The sequence below is a fragment of the Variovorax sp. P5_A3 genome (assembly GCF_056400665.1).
This window is the reverse complement of sequence record NZ_JBFUKW010000025.1, coordinates 35,573-54,732: the sequence shown is the minus strand read 5'-3', so window position 1 is coordinate 54,732 and position 19,160 is coordinate 35,573. Positions and strand designations below refer to the sequence as shown.

General features: G+C 59.3%; 16 protein-coding genes and 2 pseudogenes. 8 read left to right on the top strand and 10 right to left on the bottom strand.

Annotated elements, in window-relative coordinates:
- Nucleotides 1–288: 288 nt before the first annotated feature.
- Nucleotides 289–1,080, top strand: coding sequence for a hydroxyacylglutathione hydrolase (locus AC1D3B_RS28680; RefSeq protein WP_478194064.1), 792 nt, complete (start codon nt 289–291; stop codon nt 1,078–1,080).
- 125 nt (nt 1,081–1,205) lie between these two features.
- Nucleotides 1,206–1,475 (top strand): hypothetical protein, encoded by a 270-nt coding sequence (locus AC1D3B_RS28675; protein ID WP_478194063.1) that lies wholly within the window; start codon nt 1,206–1,208, stop codon nt 1,473–1,475.
- 5 nt (nt 1,476–1,480) lie between these two features.
- Here the strand turns inward: AC1D3B_RS28675 and AC1D3B_RS28670 are convergent.
- Nucleotides 1,481–1,713, bottom strand: a pseudogene (locus AC1D3B_RS28670) (TRAP transporter large permease subunit); the annotation flags it as partial.
- A gap of 91 nt (nt 1,714–1,804) precedes the next feature.
- Entirely contained in the window at nt 1,805–2,296 is a 492-nt protein-coding gene (locus AC1D3B_RS28665) for a MarR family winged helix-turn-helix transcriptional regulator (protein ID WP_478194062.1), read from the bottom strand.
- A gap of 84 nt (nt 2,297–2,380) precedes the next feature.
- Between AC1D3B_RS28665 and AC1D3B_RS28660 the strand changes: the two genes are divergently transcribed.
- The 3 genes from AC1D3B_RS28660 to AC1D3B_RS28650 all read left to right on the top strand — a co-directional run bounded on the left by AC1D3B_RS28660 (nt 2,381) and on the right by AC1D3B_RS28650 (nt 5,996).
- Nucleotides 2,381–3,298, top strand: a complete 918-nt coding sequence (locus AC1D3B_RS28660; RefSeq protein WP_478194061.1) for an NAD(P)/FAD-dependent oxidoreductase — start codon at nt 2,381–2,383, stop codon at nt 3,296–3,298.
- Nucleotides 3,299–3,481: 183 nt separating this feature from the next.
- Nucleotides 3,482–4,318 (top strand): Bug family tripartite tricarboxylate transporter substrate binding protein, encoded by an 837-nt coding sequence (locus tag AC1D3B_RS28655; protein WP_478194155.1) that lies wholly within the window; start codon nt 3,482–3,484, stop codon nt 4,316–4,318.
- Between the two features lie 52 nt (nt 4,319–4,370).
- Complete coding sequence (locus AC1D3B_RS28650; protein ID WP_478194060.1) at nt 4,371–5,996, top strand: UGSC family (seleno)protein; 1,626 nt, start codon at nt 4,371–4,373, stop codon at nt 5,994–5,996.
- Nucleotides 5,997–6,033: 37 nt separating this feature from the next.
- On the opposite strand, the gene AC1D3B_RS28645 is transcribed toward AC1D3B_RS28650, so the two are convergent.
- The gene (locus AC1D3B_RS28645; protein ID WP_478194059.1) at nt 6,034–6,699 is read right to left on the bottom strand and encodes a helix-turn-helix transcriptional regulator; all 666 of its coding nucleotides are present in this window, start codon (nt 6,697–6,699) and stop codon (nt 6,034–6,036) included.
- Nucleotides 6,700–7,021: 322 nt separating this feature from the next.
- Here AC1D3B_RS28645 and AC1D3B_RS28640 point away from each other — a divergent pair, with 322 nt between their 5' ends.
- Together AC1D3B_RS28640 and AC1D3B_RS28635 are read left to right on the top strand one after the other, a co-directional pair.
- Entirely contained in the window at nt 7,022–8,341 is a 1,320-nt protein-coding gene (locus AC1D3B_RS28640; protein WP_478194058.1) for an aminotransferase class V-fold PLP-dependent enzyme, read from the top strand.
- Nucleotides 8,338–8,835 carry a RidA family protein gene (locus AC1D3B_RS28635; RefSeq protein WP_478194057.1) on the top strand — a complete coding sequence of 166 codons (498 nt, stop codon included), beginning with the start codon at nt 8,338–8,340 and terminating at the stop codon, nt 8,833–8,835. The genes AC1D3B_RS28640 and AC1D3B_RS28635 overlap by 4 nt, the downstream gene beginning before the upstream one ends.
- 69 nt (nt 8,836–8,904) lie before the next feature.
- Here AC1D3B_RS28635 and AC1D3B_RS28630 read toward each other — a convergent pair whose 3' ends face one another.
- The 7 genes from AC1D3B_RS28630 to AC1D3B_RS28600 form a co-directional block, all read right to left on the bottom strand.
- Entirely contained in the window at nt 8,905–9,372 is a 468-nt protein-coding gene (locus AC1D3B_RS28630; RefSeq protein WP_478194056.1) for an Lrp/AsnC family transcriptional regulator, read from the bottom strand.
- Between the two features lie 230 nt (nt 9,373–9,602).
- A complete protein-coding gene (locus AC1D3B_RS28625) occupies nt 9,603–11,036 on the bottom strand; it encodes a M20 family metallopeptidase (protein WP_478194055.1) in 1,434 nt (477 codons plus the stop codon).
- Between the two features lie 35 nt (nt 11,037–11,071).
- The gene (locus tag AC1D3B_RS28620) at nt 11,072–12,304 is read right to left on the bottom strand and encodes a diaminopropionate ammonia-lyase (protein ID WP_478194054.1); all 1,233 of its coding nucleotides are present in this window, start codon (nt 12,302–12,304) and stop codon (nt 11,072–11,074) included.
- 293 nt (nt 12,305–12,597) lie between these two features.
- Entirely contained in the window at nt 12,598–13,686 is a 1,089-nt protein-coding gene (locus AC1D3B_RS28615; RefSeq protein ID WP_478194053.1) for an ABC transporter ATP-binding protein, read from the bottom strand.
- Between the two features lie 18 nt (nt 13,687–13,704).
- On the bottom strand, nt 13,705–14,847 hold the full coding sequence (locus tag AC1D3B_RS28610) for a M24 family metallopeptidase (protein WP_478194052.1): 1,143 nt from the start codon (nt 14,845–14,847) through the stop codon (nt 13,705–13,707).
- A gap of 32 nt (nt 14,848–14,879) precedes the next feature.
- Entirely contained in the window at nt 14,880–16,643 is a 1,764-nt protein-coding gene (locus AC1D3B_RS28605; protein WP_478194051.1) for an ABC transporter permease subunit, read from the bottom strand.
- Between the two features lie 28 nt (nt 16,644–16,671).
- Nucleotides 16,672–17,790 (bottom strand): ABC transporter substrate-binding protein, encoded by a 1,119-nt coding sequence (locus tag AC1D3B_RS28600; RefSeq protein WP_478194050.1) that lies wholly within the window; start codon nt 17,788–17,790, stop codon nt 16,672–16,674.
- Nucleotides 17,791–18,320: 530 nt separating this feature from the next.
- Between AC1D3B_RS28600 and AC1D3B_RS28595 the strand changes: the two are divergent.
- Nucleotides 18,321–18,981: pseudogene (locus AC1D3B_RS28595) on the top strand ((Fe-S)-binding protein); the annotation flags it as partial.
- Nucleotides 18,982–19,160: the final 179 nt, after the last annotated feature.

The window sequence follows — 19,160 nt, the reverse complement described above, 5'->3', positions numbered from 1 at the left end:
CGATTTCTGCACCGGGCTGGATCGTTCATTCACCAGTTGGTCGTTCGCTCGGGTGTAATGAAGAAGCCGCTTGGATGCAGCCGCTCGATGTGTGCTCGAGGCCCTGCCGAGCCGCCCATCGAAGCACGTGTCTCGAACTGAACACCCCTAGCAAGAAGTGCTGCGCCCGCCCTACCGATCCCTCGGCCAGCCACCTCCCTTTCTCTTCACATTCAGAGACTTTCGCCTTGACTTCAACGCAATGGGTCCTGATTTAGTGCCATTCGCATCTGACACCTGGAGCAACGCATGATCGTCGAGCGCATCTGGACGGGCAACGCCTACCGCAACTACAACTACCTCATCGTCTGCCCGGAGAGCGGCGAGGCCCTGGCCATCGATCCGCTGGACCACCAGAAATGCCTGGCCGCCGCCAAGGACAAGGGCTGGCAGATCACGCAGATCCTCAACACCCACGAGCACCACGACCACACTGACGGCAATGCGGCCGTGGTGGCGACGACCGGGGCCAAGGTGATCGCGCACCACCAGTCGGGCTCGCGCATCGCTGGCGTGGACCGCGGCGTCAAGGCCGGCGACGTGATCAAGGTGGGCCGGACCGTCGAGCTCGAATGCCTCGACACCCCCGGTCACACCATGTGCCACATCTGCCTGCGCTCCCACACCGACAGCCCGGCCCTGTTCTCGGGCGACACGCTGTTCAACGCCGGTGCGGGCAACTGCCACAACGGCGGCAATGTCGAGGACCTGTACGCCAGCTTCGTCGACCAGCTCGCCAAGCTGCCCGCCGACACGCGCGTCTACCCCGGCCACGACTACATCGAGAACAACCTGCGCTTCACGCTCGCGCGCGAGCCCGACAACGCGGCCGCCCAGGCGCTGCTGCTGCAGGTGTCCGGGCAGGACCCGGCGACGGCCCGGGTCACGACCTTGCAGGAAGAAAAGCAGATCAACACCTTCCTGCGCCTGAGCAGCCCCAGCGTCATCGCGGCACTGCGCGAGGCCTTCCCCGATCTACCCGAGCAGCCGGACCCGAAGACGGTGTTCACCAAGCTGCGCGAACTGCGCAATACATGGTGAGCGGCTGGTGGTGGCAGTCGAAGTTGTTGTACTTATCTTTCTCGAGGCAGTGCACCTGCATTTGAGGCGGTGCAATGCTTGGGGATACCTGATTCAGCAAGGTAGGGATTTACGCGGCGGAATACATGAATGCGACGCATACCAAACGCTCGGAAGAAAACGACGCGTTCCTCAATCTGGTCGACTTCAAATGGCTCATGGCTGGCTTGGGCTGGCGGGTCGATCTCTCGCGCCTGCAGAGCGATAGGGGTTATATGGATGAGTGCCTGCAGCGCGCTCTGAGAAGCGACTCCGAGTTGCTGCGGGAACGCAGCGTCGAATTGCTTGGCTTGCGGCGCGGTACGGATGCTTATTGCGACGCCGATGCCGGGCGCATGCATCGGCTTGGCACGTGATGGGCGACCGGCAGGACAAGCGCCCAAGTGGACTCCTTCAGCGCTTGGATGCGCTCTGGCCAGGTTGCCTTGGGCGGCGGAACAATGTCCTCCTTGTTGGCCACCAGATACCACGTGACGGCGATGCCCAGTCCCATCACCAGCCCGGCACGATACCGGCCAGAAGCAGTTTGGAGATCGATACATTGGCCGCAACGCCGAAGATCACAAAGCCAATGGACGGCGGAATGATCGGCGCAGTGCCAACGCCGTAAGGACCTTGGGAAAGGGTCACCCCGGCTGGGGACCTACGACCTGTCGCCAGACCGAGGTGTCCCATCGTCTGGAAGCTACTCGTCGTCCGTGTCGACGCCGTTCACAAGGGACATCCAACTTGAATTCCCAAGCTGCTGATGGACGGCGACTTCGATGGTGTCCAAGATTCGGTAGAAGGTCTTCAGCTCTGATTCGGTCAGAGCCGAGGTGATTCTCTTCTCAACAAGGTTGGACAGCTTCTCGATGTCAGCATTGACTTTCGCACCTTTCGCGGTGACACGCACCATAGCGCGGCGTCCGTCCATCTGATCGGGGATGCGCTCGATCAGTCCTTGCTCCGTGAGATAGCCGATGTTGCGTGCAACCTTCGGCGAGTCCGAGGACGTGCGTTCGATCAATTCCCCCGGAGAAAGAGGCTGGTAACAAGCGATGACGGATAGCACCTTCATCGCCGCGGGATTGAGCCGATATTTCGCGCGCGCCATGGAAATGACCAGCGCGCTCCAACGATCAGAGATCCGGTTCAGCCTGTAGTTGATACGCCTGTCAAGAGGGGTTGTCGCCATGCCCGTCATTGTAGGTCGCGGCAGCTTGACTTGTCCGGAAAATAACTGCAAAGTGCAGATAAAGTGCAAATAAGGAGACGGTCTTTGGAACACGACGTGGTGATCATCGGAGGCGGTGCCGCAGGGCTGACAGCAGCCCGGATGCTGGCGGCCGAGAGCTTGGGCGTAGCCTTGGTGTCCGAGGGGGCGCTTGCCGGCGATCTCCCGCACTTGGAATGGCTGAAGGACTTCCCAAGCGCTGGACAGAGCATGCAGGGTTCTGAGTTCGCTGCGCGCTTGATCGATGATGCCCAGGCGGCAGGGGTTCGATTCATCGAGGGAAGGGTTCAGAAACTCGAAAGCTATTCGAGTTCCCATGCTGCGGTTCTCACCGACGGTCGTGCGCTCACAGCCACCTTCATGGTGCTCGCACCGGGGCGGAAGAGGCGACACATCGAAGCCATGTCTCTGGATCAGTTCAAGGGAAGAGGCCTGATCGACTGCGCAGCGTGCGAGGCGGTGTTTTACCAAGGTAAGGCCGTGGTCGTATGTGGCGGAGGGCAAGGTGCCGTTCTGGACGCATTGCATCTGGCGCGTTTCGCCGCCGACGTCACTTTGGTCGAGCAGGGAGCGCAGTTGAACTGCGGAGCGGATCTGGAAGCGCGATTGGCGTCCTCGACCAACGTTCGCGTGCTCAGCGACACCCTGCTCACCGGCGCATCGGGGTCGAGCGGGCTCGAACTCATACAGCTGCGCGATTCATCGGGCTCGGTGACGTCGTTGGCAGCTCAGGGACTGGTGGTTCAGATCGGCCGCACTCCGGCGACGGATTTCCTGATGCATACGGTTGGCTTGGACGCGCGCGGGTACATCGAGGTGGACGAACGCATGCAGACAAATGTGCCGAATGTGTTCGCGATAGGCGACGCGCGATGCTGTGCCCGATTCACGGTATCGAACGCGGTTGCCGATGCGGGAACAGTCGCCAAATCTATTCGAGCGTCGCATTTGACCGATGCATAGATTGCTCAAGAGCCGAGAACATCGATAACGCCTTAGGAGACAAGCTTGAAACTTACCCGTCGAACACTGCTGGGTGCCAGTGCAGCGCTTGTCGCTACGCGTGGTTGGGCTTCTGATTTCCCCATTCCCGGCCGTCCGCTTCGAATTATCGTGCCTGCGGCCGCTGGTGGGCCGGCGGACCTTATGGCGCGGGCCCTAAGTCCAACACTGACCTCATATTTAGGCGGGGCGCCCGTCGTGGTCGAAAGCAAGCCCGGGGGGGCGACCGTCCTTGGAGCCGGCATAGTGGCCAAAGCCCCACCAGACGGCCACACGCTGCTCTTGACGATCAGCAGCACGCTCACTCAGGTTCCGCACCTACTGGCCAAGTTGCCCTACGACCCGCTCAAGGACTTCACTCCGATCACGCAGCTCTTTCGTAGTGGCGTAGTCGTATGCGCTCAGCCGCCGCTCAAGGCGAAGGATCTGAGGGAGCTTGTTGAACTGTCCAAGTCTGGAGGGCCGATTTCCGCGGCATCCGCTGGCATCGGAACGAGCGGCCATCTCTACATCGAGATGCTGAACCGGCTGTACGGCGCTCGGCTGAATCACATTCCATACAAAGGCGCCTCAGAAGGTCAGCGCGATCTTCAAGGCGGCATCGTTCAGGTCTATTTCGATTCGGTGTCTTCGGCGATTCCACACGTCAAGTCAGGGCGCGTGAAGGCCCTGGCGATTACGGGATCGACGCGAATTGAAGCGCTGCCGGACGTTCCTCATTGTGTCGAACTCGGCCTCGGCGCGCTCAACATCTCAGGTTGGTTCGGCGTCTTTGGGCCTGCCGGCATGGACCGGTCGACTGTCGTTGCGCTCAATAAGGCGCTGGTGGCGGCTGTCAGGTCGCCGGAAGTTCAAAGGCAGTTCGTGCCCCTCGGGGTCGAAATCACGGGCACCAGTCCCCAGGAATTCGAGGCAATCATTCAACAGGACTACGCCGTCTGGGGCAAGGTCATCAAGGATGCGGGAATCCGCATCGAATGAGACCCAGCATCATCAAAGGATTCGTATGGAGCAAGTCGTTGTCGATCGTTCAATGAACTACGAAGTTCTCAGTCCTGCAGGAGAGCCCAATCACCGAACCGTCGTTGTGCCGCAAGCAAGGTTGAGCGATCTGAACGGCAAAGTCGTCTTCTGCATCAGTCAGGTGATCGGAGGAGCCGATTCATTCATGACATGGATGACAGAGTACCTCCCTGCGGTGGCTCCTGGTGTGACCGCCGTGTTCATCCGCCGCCAAAGTACCTACATGTCCGACGAGCCCGAGCTTTGGGCGCGTGTTGAGTCCGAAGCCGATGCGGTGATCTATGGTTGCGGCGCCTGCGGATCTTGTTCGATGTGGGGAACACACTGGTCCGTGGAACTGGAGAGACGCGGCATCCCTTGTGTGTATGTAGTTGACGAGCCGTTCCGGTCGGACGTTGAACTTACGTGTGCGAAGGAGGGGATGCCGGCGTTGAGGCGGGTGCATGTGCCGCATCCTTGCGACATGATCGCTGAGCCTGCCATGAGGCAGATCGCTTCGGAATTGGTGGCTGGCCTCACCAGGCCGCTTTCGCCTTCGGAAATCGCAGCGGGCTCGCCGACCGAGCAACGGGCAGAACGCATCGCGTTTCGCGGCACCTTGGAAGATGTGAACCGGTTCTTCACGCGTCGTGATTGGACAGACGGCCTGCCGATTATTCCGCCTACCGAAGCCGCGGTCAGTCGCATGCTCGAGGGCACGTCGAAGTCGCCGGGAGAGATTGTGGTCGAACGGTTCCATCCCGAGGGCTATCGGGTCACCGTGGAGAAAGTGGCCGTTGTGGGCGCGATGGCGAACTGCAGCCCACAGCAAATGCCGGTTCTTCTTTCGATCGTTGAAGCGGTAAGTGCACCGGCATTTGCGTCGTGCGTACGATCGACGACCTCGTTCTCGTTGGCAACCCTCGTCGGCGGGCCGATTGCGGCAAAGCTTGGAATGAACGTCGGAGCCAATGCCTTGGGTGCCGGAACAGGCAACGCCGCCAATGCATGCATGGGCCGCTTCTTGCGCCTGGCCTTGATCTGTTTAGGGGGCTCCAAAACGGGCGTGAGCGATCTGAGCAGCATCGGAAACCCCACGAAGTACAGCTTGGCCTTCAGCGAAAACGTGAAGGAAAGTCCTTGGCCGTCCTGGCACGAGTCCCATGGCTATTCGGCCGATGAAGATGTCGTGACCGTCATGTACGGCGGTTGGAACTTCCTGTCGCCCTTCGCTCGCTTCATGTCGGATGTGAAGCTGGGACTCGACTCGATGGCCCGGGGATTGGCCCAGTTTGAGATGCCGCGTGGAGCGTTGCTATTGCTCGATCCCATCGTGGCCGACAAGCTTGCGAACGTCGGTTATACAAAAGATGACGTATCCGAGTATTTATGGACGCGCGCAACCCGAACAGCGCGAGACTTCAGAAGCGACTACTTCTACACCGCGTTCATGGAGCAAGGCATCAAGGGACAGGGCGCTTCGTACCAGACGAAGCGTTGGCCAGAGTCCCATCTGACTGCGCCGGACGACCAGGAGATTCAGGTCTATCCGAAGAATTCGATCGAAATCGTTGTGGTCGGCGGTCGTACAAATCCGATGTCACAGGCGTGGCAGTTCTACAACCCTTCGTCGGTATGCATAGACAAGTGGAAGTAGCGAGATGCGGGTGCAGTGCTCTCAGGGGTCGGGCGGCCTATCCCGCTTCTCGCGCTCGAATCTCTTCCAGGTAGTTGTAAATCGTAAAGCGTGACATATGCAACGCCGCCGCCGCCCGGCCCACTGCGCCCTTGACGATGAATAGGCCCCGTCTGAGCATCTCTTCGACGGCGTGGACCTTCTCGTCCTTTGACATGAACTGCACGGGCTTGCCAAAGTTCTGAACGGCCGACTGGATGATCTCGTCCATCAATGCGTCCATCTCGGGCGGATCGCTTTGCACCTCGTTCGACGCGGCAGAGGGCGGTCGGCCATGAATGGATTGCTCAAGCCAAGCGTGGGCAAGCTTCAGCACCGTGAGGTCGGCATTCATGCACAGCGCAGCAAAGGGGATGCCTTCCGCGTCCCTGTAGACGACGGTCGCAGATCGCAGGGGGGTGCCCCGTGGACTGAGGGTTGGATAAGCATCGACGACCGAATGACCGCTATGCGCTGCGTGAGTGGCGGCCGTCAATGCAGCAGAGAACGCACGGTCGTCCTTCGGTCCGGTCAGGATGGGGCTGCCAACATCGCGACCCGAAACATGGCCATTCGCAATCGCGATGACCGAAGCACCGGGATTGGTCAGGTCGTGGAGGACCAGCTCTGTGTTTGGGCCCAGCATTGAACCCATCATGTGCACCACGGGCTTGAGGACTTCCATGATTCGCCGACGCTCTTCCCTGAGGACTGCGGGAACAGACGCACCTTCGGCACTGCTGGATGTTTGGCGCTTGGTACGGCGGGGCTTCGCGTTAGCCGTCGGCGAGGGCAGGGTCTTTGTGTTGGTTGGGGAACGGGGCATAGCGAGTGGAATCCCTAATCGACGCTTCAACGAAATGTAGAACAATTGAACCCGGCGTTGAATTTTGGCGTAGGTCTTGCTCAACCCAAACTCGGCCTTGGACGGGTCACCCCAACTGTAAGGGGCACTTACGCACCAAGATTCAACAAGTTGTTGACGTTATCAACATGGAGTTTCAATTATGAGCGATTCGGAAAACACGACAGCGCCTGCTACTTCTCGGCGTCGCTGGCTGAAGACAGTGGGCGGCGCGTCGGTAGCGAGCGTCCTCGGCGGACAACTCGCCGCTTGCGGAGGTGGAGGTGGCGGTCCGGGTGGAATTCTGCCTATCGGTACAGCAACAGCGGCCGAGCCCGGCCCGTCCACGCCGACGCTGCCTGCGAAGGCGCTTTTCCCTGGCGTGGCTGACCGCATCTTCCTCAACGGAGCCGCTGATCACCCATGGAACACCTATGCCAAGGATGCCCTGGTGTCGTATGCGCAATCGAAAACAACGCTTGCGGACGGAAGCGCGACGGCCACGGCAAAGTTCGCGGCCCTGATCAATGCCGATGCGGATGAGGTCACGTACGTTCCGAGTACATCGATGGGTGAGTACCTCGTCACGAAGGCCCTCGGGTTGCCCGAGTCTGGTGGGCGGGTAGTGACCGACGCGCTTCACTTCGTCGGGTCCTTCTACATGTATGAGCAGTATCGGCTGCGGGGAGTGAACGTCATCACCGTTCCAATGGACACGGACTACCGCATTTCACTTTCCGCCCTGGATGCGGCAATCTCGCCCGGAACCAAGCTTGTTGCGATTTCGCATGTGTCGCTGTACAACGGATTTACCCATGACCTCAAGGCCGTATGCGACTTGGCGCACTCGCGTGGGGCGCTCGTGTACGTCGACCTGATTCAGTCCGCCGGGAACATGCCGATTGACGTAAAGGCGGCAGGTGTGGACTTCGCCGCATGCGGAACGTACAAGTGGCTCATGGGCGATTTCGGCTTCGCATTTCTGTACGTGCGGAAGAGCCTTCTGCCCCAACTTCAGCGCCCATGGTATGGCTATCGCCAGACCCGCAACTTCGCGGCTCCGATTCTTCATGTGTATCCGCTTGACCCGCCAGGCAGCGTCCCCTACGAGAGCGTTCAGATCAACTCGGTCGCTGGGTATTTCATGGGATCTTTCCCGGCAAGTGCGATCGAGGCTGCCTGCGCGGCATCGATCGACTGGATTCAGAGTGTGGGCCCCGACAAGATCCAAGCCTATCGAAAGCCCATGACCGACGCTTTGCAGAACGGCTTGAGAGCCAGAGGCTTTCAAGTGGTGACGCCGACCGATTCCAACTCGGCGATCGTGACATTCGCCTATCTCAACGCGTCCCAGCTCGCGCCTCGTCTTGCACCCGCGAAGATCGAAATTACCTTGCGCGCAAATCACGCACGCATCTCGCCTTCTGTTTTCAACGACATGAACGACATCGACAAATTTCTTGCAGCGATCGGTAACCCATGAGTTCCAAGCAACCCAAAGCAGATTCAGTGTCCTACGGCTTTGGCGCAGCCGGCCGCTTGATACTTCCGATAGCGCTCGCTGGCCTGGCCATCGTCTTAGTCAGTGGCTGTGCAGCTCCGAAGTACTTGAACTCCGGAAAGGTGCTTCCCACGACACTGCCATTTTCCGAGGCAGTGCAAGTGGGCCCGACGCTCTACCTGTCAGGCCAAATCGGGAACATTCCTGGCAGTCTCAAGTTGCCACCTGGTGGCATTCAGCCTGAGGCCAAGCAAGTGATGGAGAACATCAAGACCTCACTGCAGGCGCATGGCTACACGTTTGCCGATGTGGTGAAGTGCACCGCGATGTTGGCCGACATGAATGAATGGAACGCCTTCAATGACGTCTACAAGACCTATTTCGCAGCGGGGACGTTTCCGGCACGTAGCGCCTTCGGCTCAAACGGGCTCGCGTTTAATGCTCGCGTCGAAGTGGAATGCATCGCCGCGCGCTGAGTTCGCGAAGCACATCAGGGCTCCTCGGGATGACGCATTTGCATATCTTTGCTCTGACGCTGTGCTTGTCTAAGGGATTTGCAAAGGTACCGCCAACGACATTTTGGCGCGCTGCATTGCAACATACGTTTTGAAGGCCTTGATGTTGCCGGAAACGAAGAAAAGTTCCCGTGTTAGTCGCTCGTACTCCGTCATGTCCTTGACGTTGATGACCAACATGAAGTCGAAGTCGCCGGTGACATAGTAGACCTGCTGGACCTGGGGACAATCTACAAATCGCTTCTTCACCTCATCCAGAAGATCAAGTCGCTCATTCTCGAGTTTGACTTCAACAAGGATGGTGATGGGCCGACCTACAGCGGCGGGATCGACAACGCTCACACTTGATGTGATAACGCCGGCGGTCTCAAGCGCGGCCACACGTCTGTTGACCGCGGACGCCGAAAGGTTTACGGCTTCGGAAAGCTGTCGTTGCGACATCTTATTGTTCTTCTGCAGGTAGCTGAGAAGTTTGATGTCGTACGAGTCAAGCAGCATGTCGGCCGTCCTGGCTGGATAGATTGAAACCGCGGGCACAGAGGCTCATTCCTCGGCCCCTGTACATGGTACTGCGGAGCGCGAACTTCCGAAAATTCAGCGGTGCTCATTGACTCAAGACTATCCGAGATCACCGCTACATTGGTGTCGGCGGCTGGATATCGCCCGTCGCTGCCGGCCTCGTCGGCGAGGCCGGCGCCTTCATAGCCCTTGGCAACTCGTCTCTTGCCTCATTGAAGACTCGGCGCAGCTTTTCGTGAAGCGACGATCTCTGCCCCCGAGTCACCCAGGTCCCACCAAAGGCCGACCATCATCGCGAGCGCTTCACGCGCAACGGAGGCAAGAAAGTGCTCGTTCGGCGCATGTTGCGAGCAAGCCGGGTAGGAATGCGGGACCCAAATGGTAGGCAGCCCCAGTGTGTCGGCGAAGATCGCGTTCGGTACTGTCCCTCCGATGTTGGGAATTAGGGCTGGCTTCTTATTGGTGGTTCGCTGAATCGAGTCGAGAGCCCAATCGACCCAAGGGTCATCCAGATCGAGCCGCGTCGCCGTCATGGCCGGCTTCACCGTGACGTGAATGTCCTTTAGACCCAGCCGCTCGAAATGCTCTTCGAGGTACCTTTTCGTGTTCTCCCAATCGGTTCCCACGACGAAGCGCAACTGACAATGGGCTCGCGCCGTCGGCGGAATCGCATTCACGGGCGACTCCGGGTTGCCTGTCGTGAATGCCAAGACCTCGATGGCATTCCAGCCCAGTACCCGCTCAGCGGGCGTGAGACCAGGCTCGCCCCAAGTAGGGTCGACAGCAGGTGCACTCGGATCGCAGCCGAGTTCGATCTCGGACAGTGCCGCGCGAACGGCGTCCGAAAGCGGTGGAGGTAGGAGGCCCGTGACCAGTATCCGCCCATCTGCATCGACGAGACCTGCAATGGCATGGGCGAGCATAACTCCCGGATTACGGAGTGCGCCGCCCCAGTTTCCCGAGTGATGGCCGCCGTCGCGCAGGTCGAGTGCAAGATCGAAGCTCAGCTCGCCCCGAGACCCGAGAAACACGGTTGGGCGTTCGGCAGACACACGCGGCCCGTCGGAGGCAAGGAAGAGATCCCCCGACAGATATGCCCTCTCCGAGGCACAGATTGACTCCAAACCCGGCGAATCGATCTCCTCACCGGTCTCAAAAATAACTTTGACATTGAATCCGAGCTTGCCACCCCGGGCAGCTATGACGGACTCCAGCGCCACCATATTGACGGAGTGCTGCCCCTTGTTGTCGGCAATGCCGCGGCCGTACCAGCGGTCGCCTTCGACGACGATCTTCCATGGTCCGAGGCCTTCGCGCCATTGGTCGTCGTAGCCTCTGACCGTGTCCCCGTGGCCATACGTGACCACCGTGGGCAGGCCGTCTCCTTCATGTCGCACACCCAGCAGGATGGGTGCATCGACGCCGGCCGGGTTCGGCATCACCTTGGTCCGAAATCCCAGCCTGTGAAGCCAGGGAGCGATCTCCTCGTTCAAATAGGCATGCAGTTGGGGCGCCTGCTTGGGCTCTTGGCTCTCTGTGTGAAAGCCAACCCGTCGATCAAGATCCGCAAAGAACTGGCCCGAGTCGAACGCTTCAAGTGTGTCTGAGATTGCACTAGTGCGGCTTCCGATCGAGGTGGTCATGGGTATTCCTAAATGTGTGCCCGATACGCAATGTCTCAAACAACATGTCCTGCCAGCCACTCTCGTTGGCGACGGAGAACATGATTGGCTGCCTCGCCGACCAACTGCTGGTAGACAGAAGGTGCCGTAGCACCCTCCGTGCTAATGAAGAGAACCCGCGCGTTAGCGTCTAGACCCATCTCCGCAGATCTGTTGCGCTCGCGCAGAACCATGAGGCCCGCAACGCCTGCTGCCCCCGACTCGCCGGAAACAACTGGCACGTCGAGGTTGCTGCCGTTTGCAAGGACGCGCATGGCTTGAATCGCGTCCTGATCGCTAATCGTCATGAAGTAGTCGACGCCGCGCTCGAGGAAGCGCCATGCAAGAGGCGACGTCTCGCCACAAGCCAGGCCGGCCATAACTGAGTCGACAGAGCCCGTCGCCTTTGCTGCATGCCCTTCAATCGCGCTCTGATACAGACAATCGGCCTGTTCTGGTTCCACTACCACGAAGGTTGGACGAGCACGTCCGTAGATCTCCCAGAAATAGCTCACGATCCCGGCAGCAAGACCACCCACTCCACCTTGCAGGAAGACATGCGTGAACGGCGCGGACGCCTCATTCGTCCACTCGCAAGCCTCGACAATCTCGGCGGCCACCGTGCCGTAGCCTTGCATGACGTCCCTCGGTACGTCTTCATAGCCTTCATACGAAGTGTCTGATACGACGTGCCAACCGTTGTCGTTGGCAAGCCTTGCCGCCTCGGCCACCGATTCGTCGTAGTTTCCTTTAATGCGGACGATCGTGGCGCCATACGCCGCAATTGCCTGCTCACGCTCGGTACTGACATTGGCGTGCAGAACTATCACGCAACGGCAGCCTATGCTGCGCGCCGCCGCGGCGAGTCCCTTTCCGTGATTGCCATCCGTCGCGCTAATGACTGTGAAATCCCGCAGAACCGACTTGTACTCGCCAGCGAAAAGCATAGCGGGGTCGAGCCGCTTCTCCGGCAGAAGCCTCAGGATCAGCCGAACGAGAGCGATCGGCGCGCCGAGTGCTTTGAAGCTACCCAGATCGGAGCGAACGCTTTCGTCCTTGAGTAGTACCTCTGCGACCCCGAGATCATTCGCAAGTTTCGGCAGACTCCGTAGCGGAGTGGCGCCAGGCGAAATGCCAGCCCAAGTCCTCAGCCACAGTCTGCTTTCCTGTGCTGCGGTCACAGACAAAATGGCTCGCAAGTCTTCGGGATAGTCATCGCGCACAGAGCGCTTGTTTTCGATGAGTAGCATGCATTCCTCAGGTGACGGTGTGAAAGCGAACTGCCACCGACATTCGGCAGTGAGCGATTGAAAAGATGCTAGGCGCGTGCCTAGTGTTTCCTGGCGCGATTTGAGGCAAAAAATCGCAAAATTGTTGCGGTTGTGACCTCGTATCACTCCGATAGGGGCTGCACTTTGCAGATGCATGGTTTGAACAACCGCGCGACTCCCGTGCCAGACATACAGAACGCTCGATCAAGGTACGCGGCGCAACTCTTGACTGAATGGTGTACGCGCCGCCCGCGAGTGAAGTGGCCAGGTAGCTACTGTTGCTCTTCGAAGACCCGTACATTGCTCGAATCCAGTTCGATGCGTACGCGCTCGCCGCGTTCAAACAGCGGTCGACCGGGTAGCACCGGCGCCTTCGCACAAAATCGCATATCGCCAAGCTGAAAGAGAACGTTCTGGGCGGTGCCCGCGTACAACGATTCCACGACGTGACCCGCGCCCGAGGCATCGGGAGCAAGCACGATGTGCTCCGGACGGATGGCAGCCGACCCTCGAGCGCTGTCGGTGAACAGATGACTCGATAGCAATTGAAGGTCAATACCGAAGCTGTTGTTACTCACCTGAGTCCCATTGGGGCCGCGGGCAATGTCTACTGGCATGAAGTTCATCTCGCCGATGAAGTCGGCGACGAACGCATTGATCGGCGCTTCATACAACTCGCGTGGCGTCCCGAACTGCTGGATCCGGCCACTTCCCATGACTGCCACACGGTCCGCCATAGAAAGAGCCTCCTCCTGGTCGTGAGTCACAAAGATGACGGTGCTACCGAGCTCTTTGTGAATAAGTTTGATCTCAGTCTGCAACTGCTGACGCAGTTTGCGGTCGAGTGCACCGAGTGGCTCATCCATGAGTAGAACGGGGGGGCGAAAGACGAGCGCACGCGCCAGAGCAACGCGCTGTTGCTGGCCACCCGACAGCTGGGCGGGAAGCCGCGTTCCGTACATCTCCAGGGAGACCAAGCGCAACGCCTCTCTCACCTTCGTCTCGATCTCGTGGCGCTGCATACCACGGCGCCGCAGCGGATAAGCAATGTTCTCCGCAACGGTCATGTGCGGGAACAAGGCGTAGTTCTGGAACACGATGCCGAGGCCTCGAGCGTGAGCCGGGACATCGTTGATGCGCTTGCCGTCCAGTTCGATCTCACCCGACGTCGGGGTTTCGAAACCCGCAATCATCATCAGCAAGGTGGACTTGCCAGAGCCGCTTGGACCGAGAAGGGCCACGAACTCACCTGGATTGATTGCGAGCGATACAGGATCCAGCGCAACCACGCTCCCGTAGTGCTTAGACACCGAATTGATGTTCACTGCGCCGGCGGCAGCATTCTTGGGCAACATCGCCATAATTTCTCCGGTTCCCGATCAGATGACTTCGAACAGATCGCGGGGTGCTTGCGTGAGGCGCTCGCCACCCATCCTTGTGACTAGCACCGTCTCGCTCATCGCGAAACCGGCCGCCGACGTGTACATGTGCAGAATCATTCCTTCCTCCAGAACCCATTGCGAGTTCGGCAGGAAGCATCGATACAGGTCGCTGGTGTGCTGGGAGACCAGCGGCGTCACGCCCAATGTGTACCCGGTGATGTTCTTGTAGTCCGGTCGCAGACCCGCCTTGATCACCCCTTCGCGAACGATCGCGTCGATATCCCTGGCCACTGCACCTGGGCGCATTGCAGCGATCTGTTCGTCCTGAAGGTCGATAAGGGTCTGCATGATGCGCTTTTGAGCATCGGAGGCTGAACCAACGACGACCGAACGCATGATACGGACTGTGTACGCGCGGTAGCGCGGCAGCAGTTCGATGTGGACGATGTCGCCCTTCTTGTAAGGTGCGTCGCCCATAAAGCCGTGGATGGAATCCCAATCCGAGGCGACCGTGATGGGGCCGACAAAGCCATCGTCGAACCCGAGCTTGTAGTAGGCGGCCGCGGCGGCTGCGGCAGTGCCCTGTTGAGAGGAGCCTTCCTTGATCTCGGCGATCGTCAACGCCAATGCCTCGTCAAGCATGCCGCAAGCGATCCGGCAGTGCTCGATTTCTTCGGCGGACTTCACCATCCGCAGGTCCCATGCCGCGCGCTCGAGGTCGACGAACTCGGTTTTCGGCAGGCGTTTGCCGAGCCACTGATGGCGGTGGACCGTGAACGAGTTCGATTGGAAGTCGGCGCCTATCCTATTGACCGACAGGCCCCGCCTGTCCAATTCTGCGGCAAGGATTTCCAGGGGCTCTTCCCAATCGGAGAACACCAAGTAGTCGTCGAGCCAGCTTCGCTGGCGAGCTGGAGGATAGTCGAGCGAGCGCACCAGCAAGAAGGGATCGCCTGAGCTGGGGACAACGCAAGAACGCCAGCAGTTCTCCGATACTGAATAGCCCGCAAGCCAGGCCATCATCTCGGGCTCATCCAGGATCACATAGTCCAGTTCCTTTCGAGACATGACTTCCTGAACTAGATGCAGGCGCCGGCGATATTCCGCAACGGAGAACGCCAGATCTTTCGAAATTCCCATCGTTTGGGCTCCTGAGGTAATAAGACTTTGAACTAGTCGGACTTGGACGATCTGCCCAGACCGATCAGTTGCCTGATGGCGCCGAGTGTCAGAAGCGTCGCCAGGAACAGAACAGCGATGACCGCGATCTGCGGGCTGATTTCCAGGCGAATGTTGTCCCACATGCGCATTGGCAGTGGTGTCGCACCCGGACCGCTCAAGAACAAGGCGTAGACGACGTCGTCAAACCCTGCAATGAACGAGAACAGGGCAGCGCTGACCAACGTGGGAAGCAGGAGGGGTAACGTGACCGTACGCAGGGTTGTCGCGCGGTTGGCGCCGAGGCTGGACGCGGCACGTTCCAAGTTCCGATCAAAGCGCTTCAGTCCGGCCACGAACACCACCAGCGCGTAGGGCACACCGATGGTGGCGTAAGCAATGACAAAGCCCACCGACGAGCCAACAAGCGATGTTCCGGAGAACGAGAAGTAGAGCGAAACAGCCATCACCACGTGAGGGATGATGAGCGGCGAGATGAGAAGCAGGTAGATGGGAAGTCTGCCGCGAAATCGATTGCGGACCAAAGCGAATGCTGCTGGCAGCCCCACCAAGACGCTCAGGATGGCCGCAATGCCGGCCGTGCGGAAGCTGAAGAGCAGCGCATCGATCCAGTCCGAGTTTTCGAAGAAGCTCGAGAACCACCTCAATGAATAGGAAGGTGGCGGAAACGACAGGTATGACGCGTTGCTGAATGCCAGCGGTATGACAATCATGAAAGGCAGTATGAGGAGGAGCACGGCCAGCCCACTGAGAACCCCCAGGAGACCCATCCGAAGGGGTGACAGCAGTGCATGGACACCGATGTGGAGCCTCTGATACTTCGTGCCGAGCTTCTCGAAGAAGCGAGACTTCACCTTCAGACCTAGCTCGTCGTACCCGGACTTGGTCCTTAGCATTTCTCGGCTGTCCTCATCGAGGCCATCAGCCAAGCGGCGCCGCCACAGAACGAACATCGAGACGATCGCGGCCAACAGCAGCGTGGACTGGGCAGCGGCCGCCTTGAAGTCTCCGACTACAAGGACGCGCGTGCTGATGCTTTGTGCAATCATGTAGTCGTCCACGCCACCCAGCAAGGCCGGCGTCACGTAGAAGCCCAGGCACGAGAGAAACACCAAGGTACAGCCGCTCATGATGCCAGGCATCGACAGCGGGATGGTGACGCGAATGAATGCATCGCTCGCAGGACTGCCAAGGCTTTGTGCGGCGCGGCCCAAACCGCGATTGATCCGCAGTAGTGCGGCGTAAAGAGGAAACACCATCAAAGGCAACTGAACCTGCACCATGCCCACATACACCCCGACGGTATTGAAGACCATCCTGATGGGGCTTTCGATGAGGTTCGCGCTGAGCAGAATCTTGTTGATCACCCCGTTAGGACTGAGGATCACGATCCAGGCGTACGACCGGATCAAGATACTCGTCAGGTACGGCAACGTGACGATGAAGAGCAAAGTCACGGCCAACCATTTGGGAGAGCGGACGATGGCGTAGGCCAGCGGATACGCGACGACCAGGCAGATGCCGGTCACGACCACCGCCAACTGAACAGTCTTGAATGCGATCCAGGCAAACGCCCACGAGCTCACGATCTCCACGTACTGGTGGAGGGACCATCCCGTCTCGGTCGTAAGGCTCTTGAAAACCAGATTCGCCAGGGGCAGCACATAGCCGCCAACAAACAAGATCAGAACCGGAGCGAGCAGGAGAAGGAGCCACGTCCGCTGCCGATTCAGAGGTGAAGAAATCTTTGATGACATGTTTCCTCCGCCCGAACTGCTCTTCTTCTTACCGTGCGCCAGCCAGCCAGCGCTCCCACTGCGTCACGGCAAGCTCGCTATTTGTTTTGCCTGTCGGGCCAATTGCATTCCAGAACGCATAGTCCTGGACGAACTGGACATTCTTCACGTCGGGAGCAGTTGGCAACAACTTGGCGCGTTCGGCCGGGATTAGCGGCATGGCGCGCGCGTTTGGCGGGGCGTACAGGATGTACTTGACGAAGTTGGCTTGCACCTCCGGCCTGGAGGCATAGGCCAAGAACTTCGTTGCGTTCTCGTAGTTCTTGGTCCCCTTGAGGATGACCCATGAGTCGTACTGCAAAATTCCTTGGTTGTAGGTGTAGCCGATCTTGGCGCCTTGTTCGATGGCGGCAATCACGCGGCCGTTCCAGGCGCTCGCCATGGACACCTCTCGGTCCAGCAGCAACTGCGGGGCTTCAGCGCCGTTGTTCCACCACTTGATGACGTCCGGCTTCAGTTTGTCCAAGCTCTTGAAAGCGCGGTCCCAGTCGATGGGATACAGCTTGTCCGGCGAGACACCATCGGCCATAAGGGCAATTTCGAACGTGGCACCATCTGGTCCCCATGTGCCGCCCATCAGCGTGCGGCCGCCCTTGAACTTGCCGGTGTTCAATAAGTCGGCCCACGACTTCGGCGGTTCGGCTCCGAACTTCGCAGCGTCGTAGGCCATGAGCACTGAGTAGAGGATCGCCGGCGTCATGAACTTCGTCGGCGTCACTGTGGTGGATGCATCCAGGTCCTTCTTGTCGAAGTGCTGAAAGTCCATCGGCATCAGAAGGTTCTCACGTTCGAACGACGCGACCTTGCCACCAGGAAGGATAGTGACGTCGTAGCGCGGCGAACCGGCCAGTACGCTTGCCCGAACAGCACCCGTGTCCGTGCGGGGTTGTGAAATGACCTTGATGCCGGTGTCACGTTCAAATGGCTCGAAGAGCGCACGACGCTTGGCATCTCCCCACACACCTCCGGCGTTATATACAACCACTTGGCCAGTTCCCTTGAGCGCCTGAGCAAATGCGCGGGATGGGAGGGTGAGGCCAGCAGCCGCAAGCCCGCCAGCTGCAGTGGCACCAAACAGCAGATTGCGTCTCTTATGGTCAATGATCATTTCGGTCTCCAGCTTGTGATTTCGTTGGTCAGCGCCTGCGTGGGCGGGCAACTTCATGCTAGGCACATGAGATGGGGGAAATGATCATTTGGCGGGCCAGTTTTGCAACAACACTGCGTTGTATGCGCTTCCGTTGACGCCCTACGTGGCGTCTTGCGCCGTTTTTGTGCGGGCTGTGCACCAAATCTGCACAACTTGCCTGAATCGCTCACGAGGCTATGGTCTGTCCAAAACTTCTTCAGACGGTCCGCGATCAACGTGAAGCAGATGAGCGCGAGCAACATCCAGTCGAACTTCTCGAGCCTGGAAAAGATGCGGCCGTAGACTTAGGATGGCGAATTTGTTGCTCCGCCTGTATTTCGGGTGGTCGCACTCCCTGGGCTCGATACGCGTGCTTTTGTGGACAGACCGGCGAGTAGCTCAGATCCAGTGCGAGTTGGCGGGTTTTCGTTGCGCTCGTATGCGCATTCCATGATGAGGTGCTGGGCATCATGCGCTTGCCCCGGTGACGGCGAGAAGCTTATGGCCGAGCGTGTACACGACTCCAGAAGGCGGCTGGTTACTCGCTGCACATGGTGACTACGGGTAAGGCCGGCCAGCATTACTGCTGCCGGACTTTTCTTGCGACGGGAATGATTGACGAGGCCAAAGCGAGTGCGGGTGCCCTGGTGGAGGCGGTTACGCCGCTGGTTGCTGCTGGCCTGCCCATCGTTGGCCTGGAGCCGCCCTGCATGCTCTTGGGGTGAAACGCGTTGGCGATGGGATTGGGCGCTCCGGCCACCATGGTGGCCTCGCGGGCACTTCTTCTCGAGGAGCTCATCGCGCGCGAGGTTCGTGCTGGCCGCTTCGCACTGAAACTTCGACCTGCCGGCGCGCCGATCCTGGTGCACGGGCATTGTCATCAGAAGTTGTTCGGTGCAGTGAGCTCGATCATGGAAGCTCTCAACCTGATTCCTGACGCGAAACCCCAGCTTCTGCTGCGGGATGGCCGGCAGGTTCGGCTACGAGGCGCGCCACTACGACATCTCGATGCAAATGGCCGAAGCTTCGTTGCTACCGGCGATCAGGCACCAGCCGGGTGCGTTCGTGGCGGCGGACGGCACCAGCTGCAGGCATCAGATCGCCGATGGCGCGGATCGTAATGCGCTCCATGTCGCGTGTCTGCTGGATGAACTCCTGATCCTGTCGTGACCTGTGAGCCCGGTCTGAGGAATCACGAGTTCAACGAGTGGGACAGGCCACTTCGTCGGGTGGCGACCGGCTACTTCGCGGCGATGCACTCCAATTGAGCCTCCGCTCGCGCGATTGCGGACGTCGCGGAGCACTGGACCTCTGCGCTTTTTGGAGGCTGAATACCCGAGTAAAGTTTG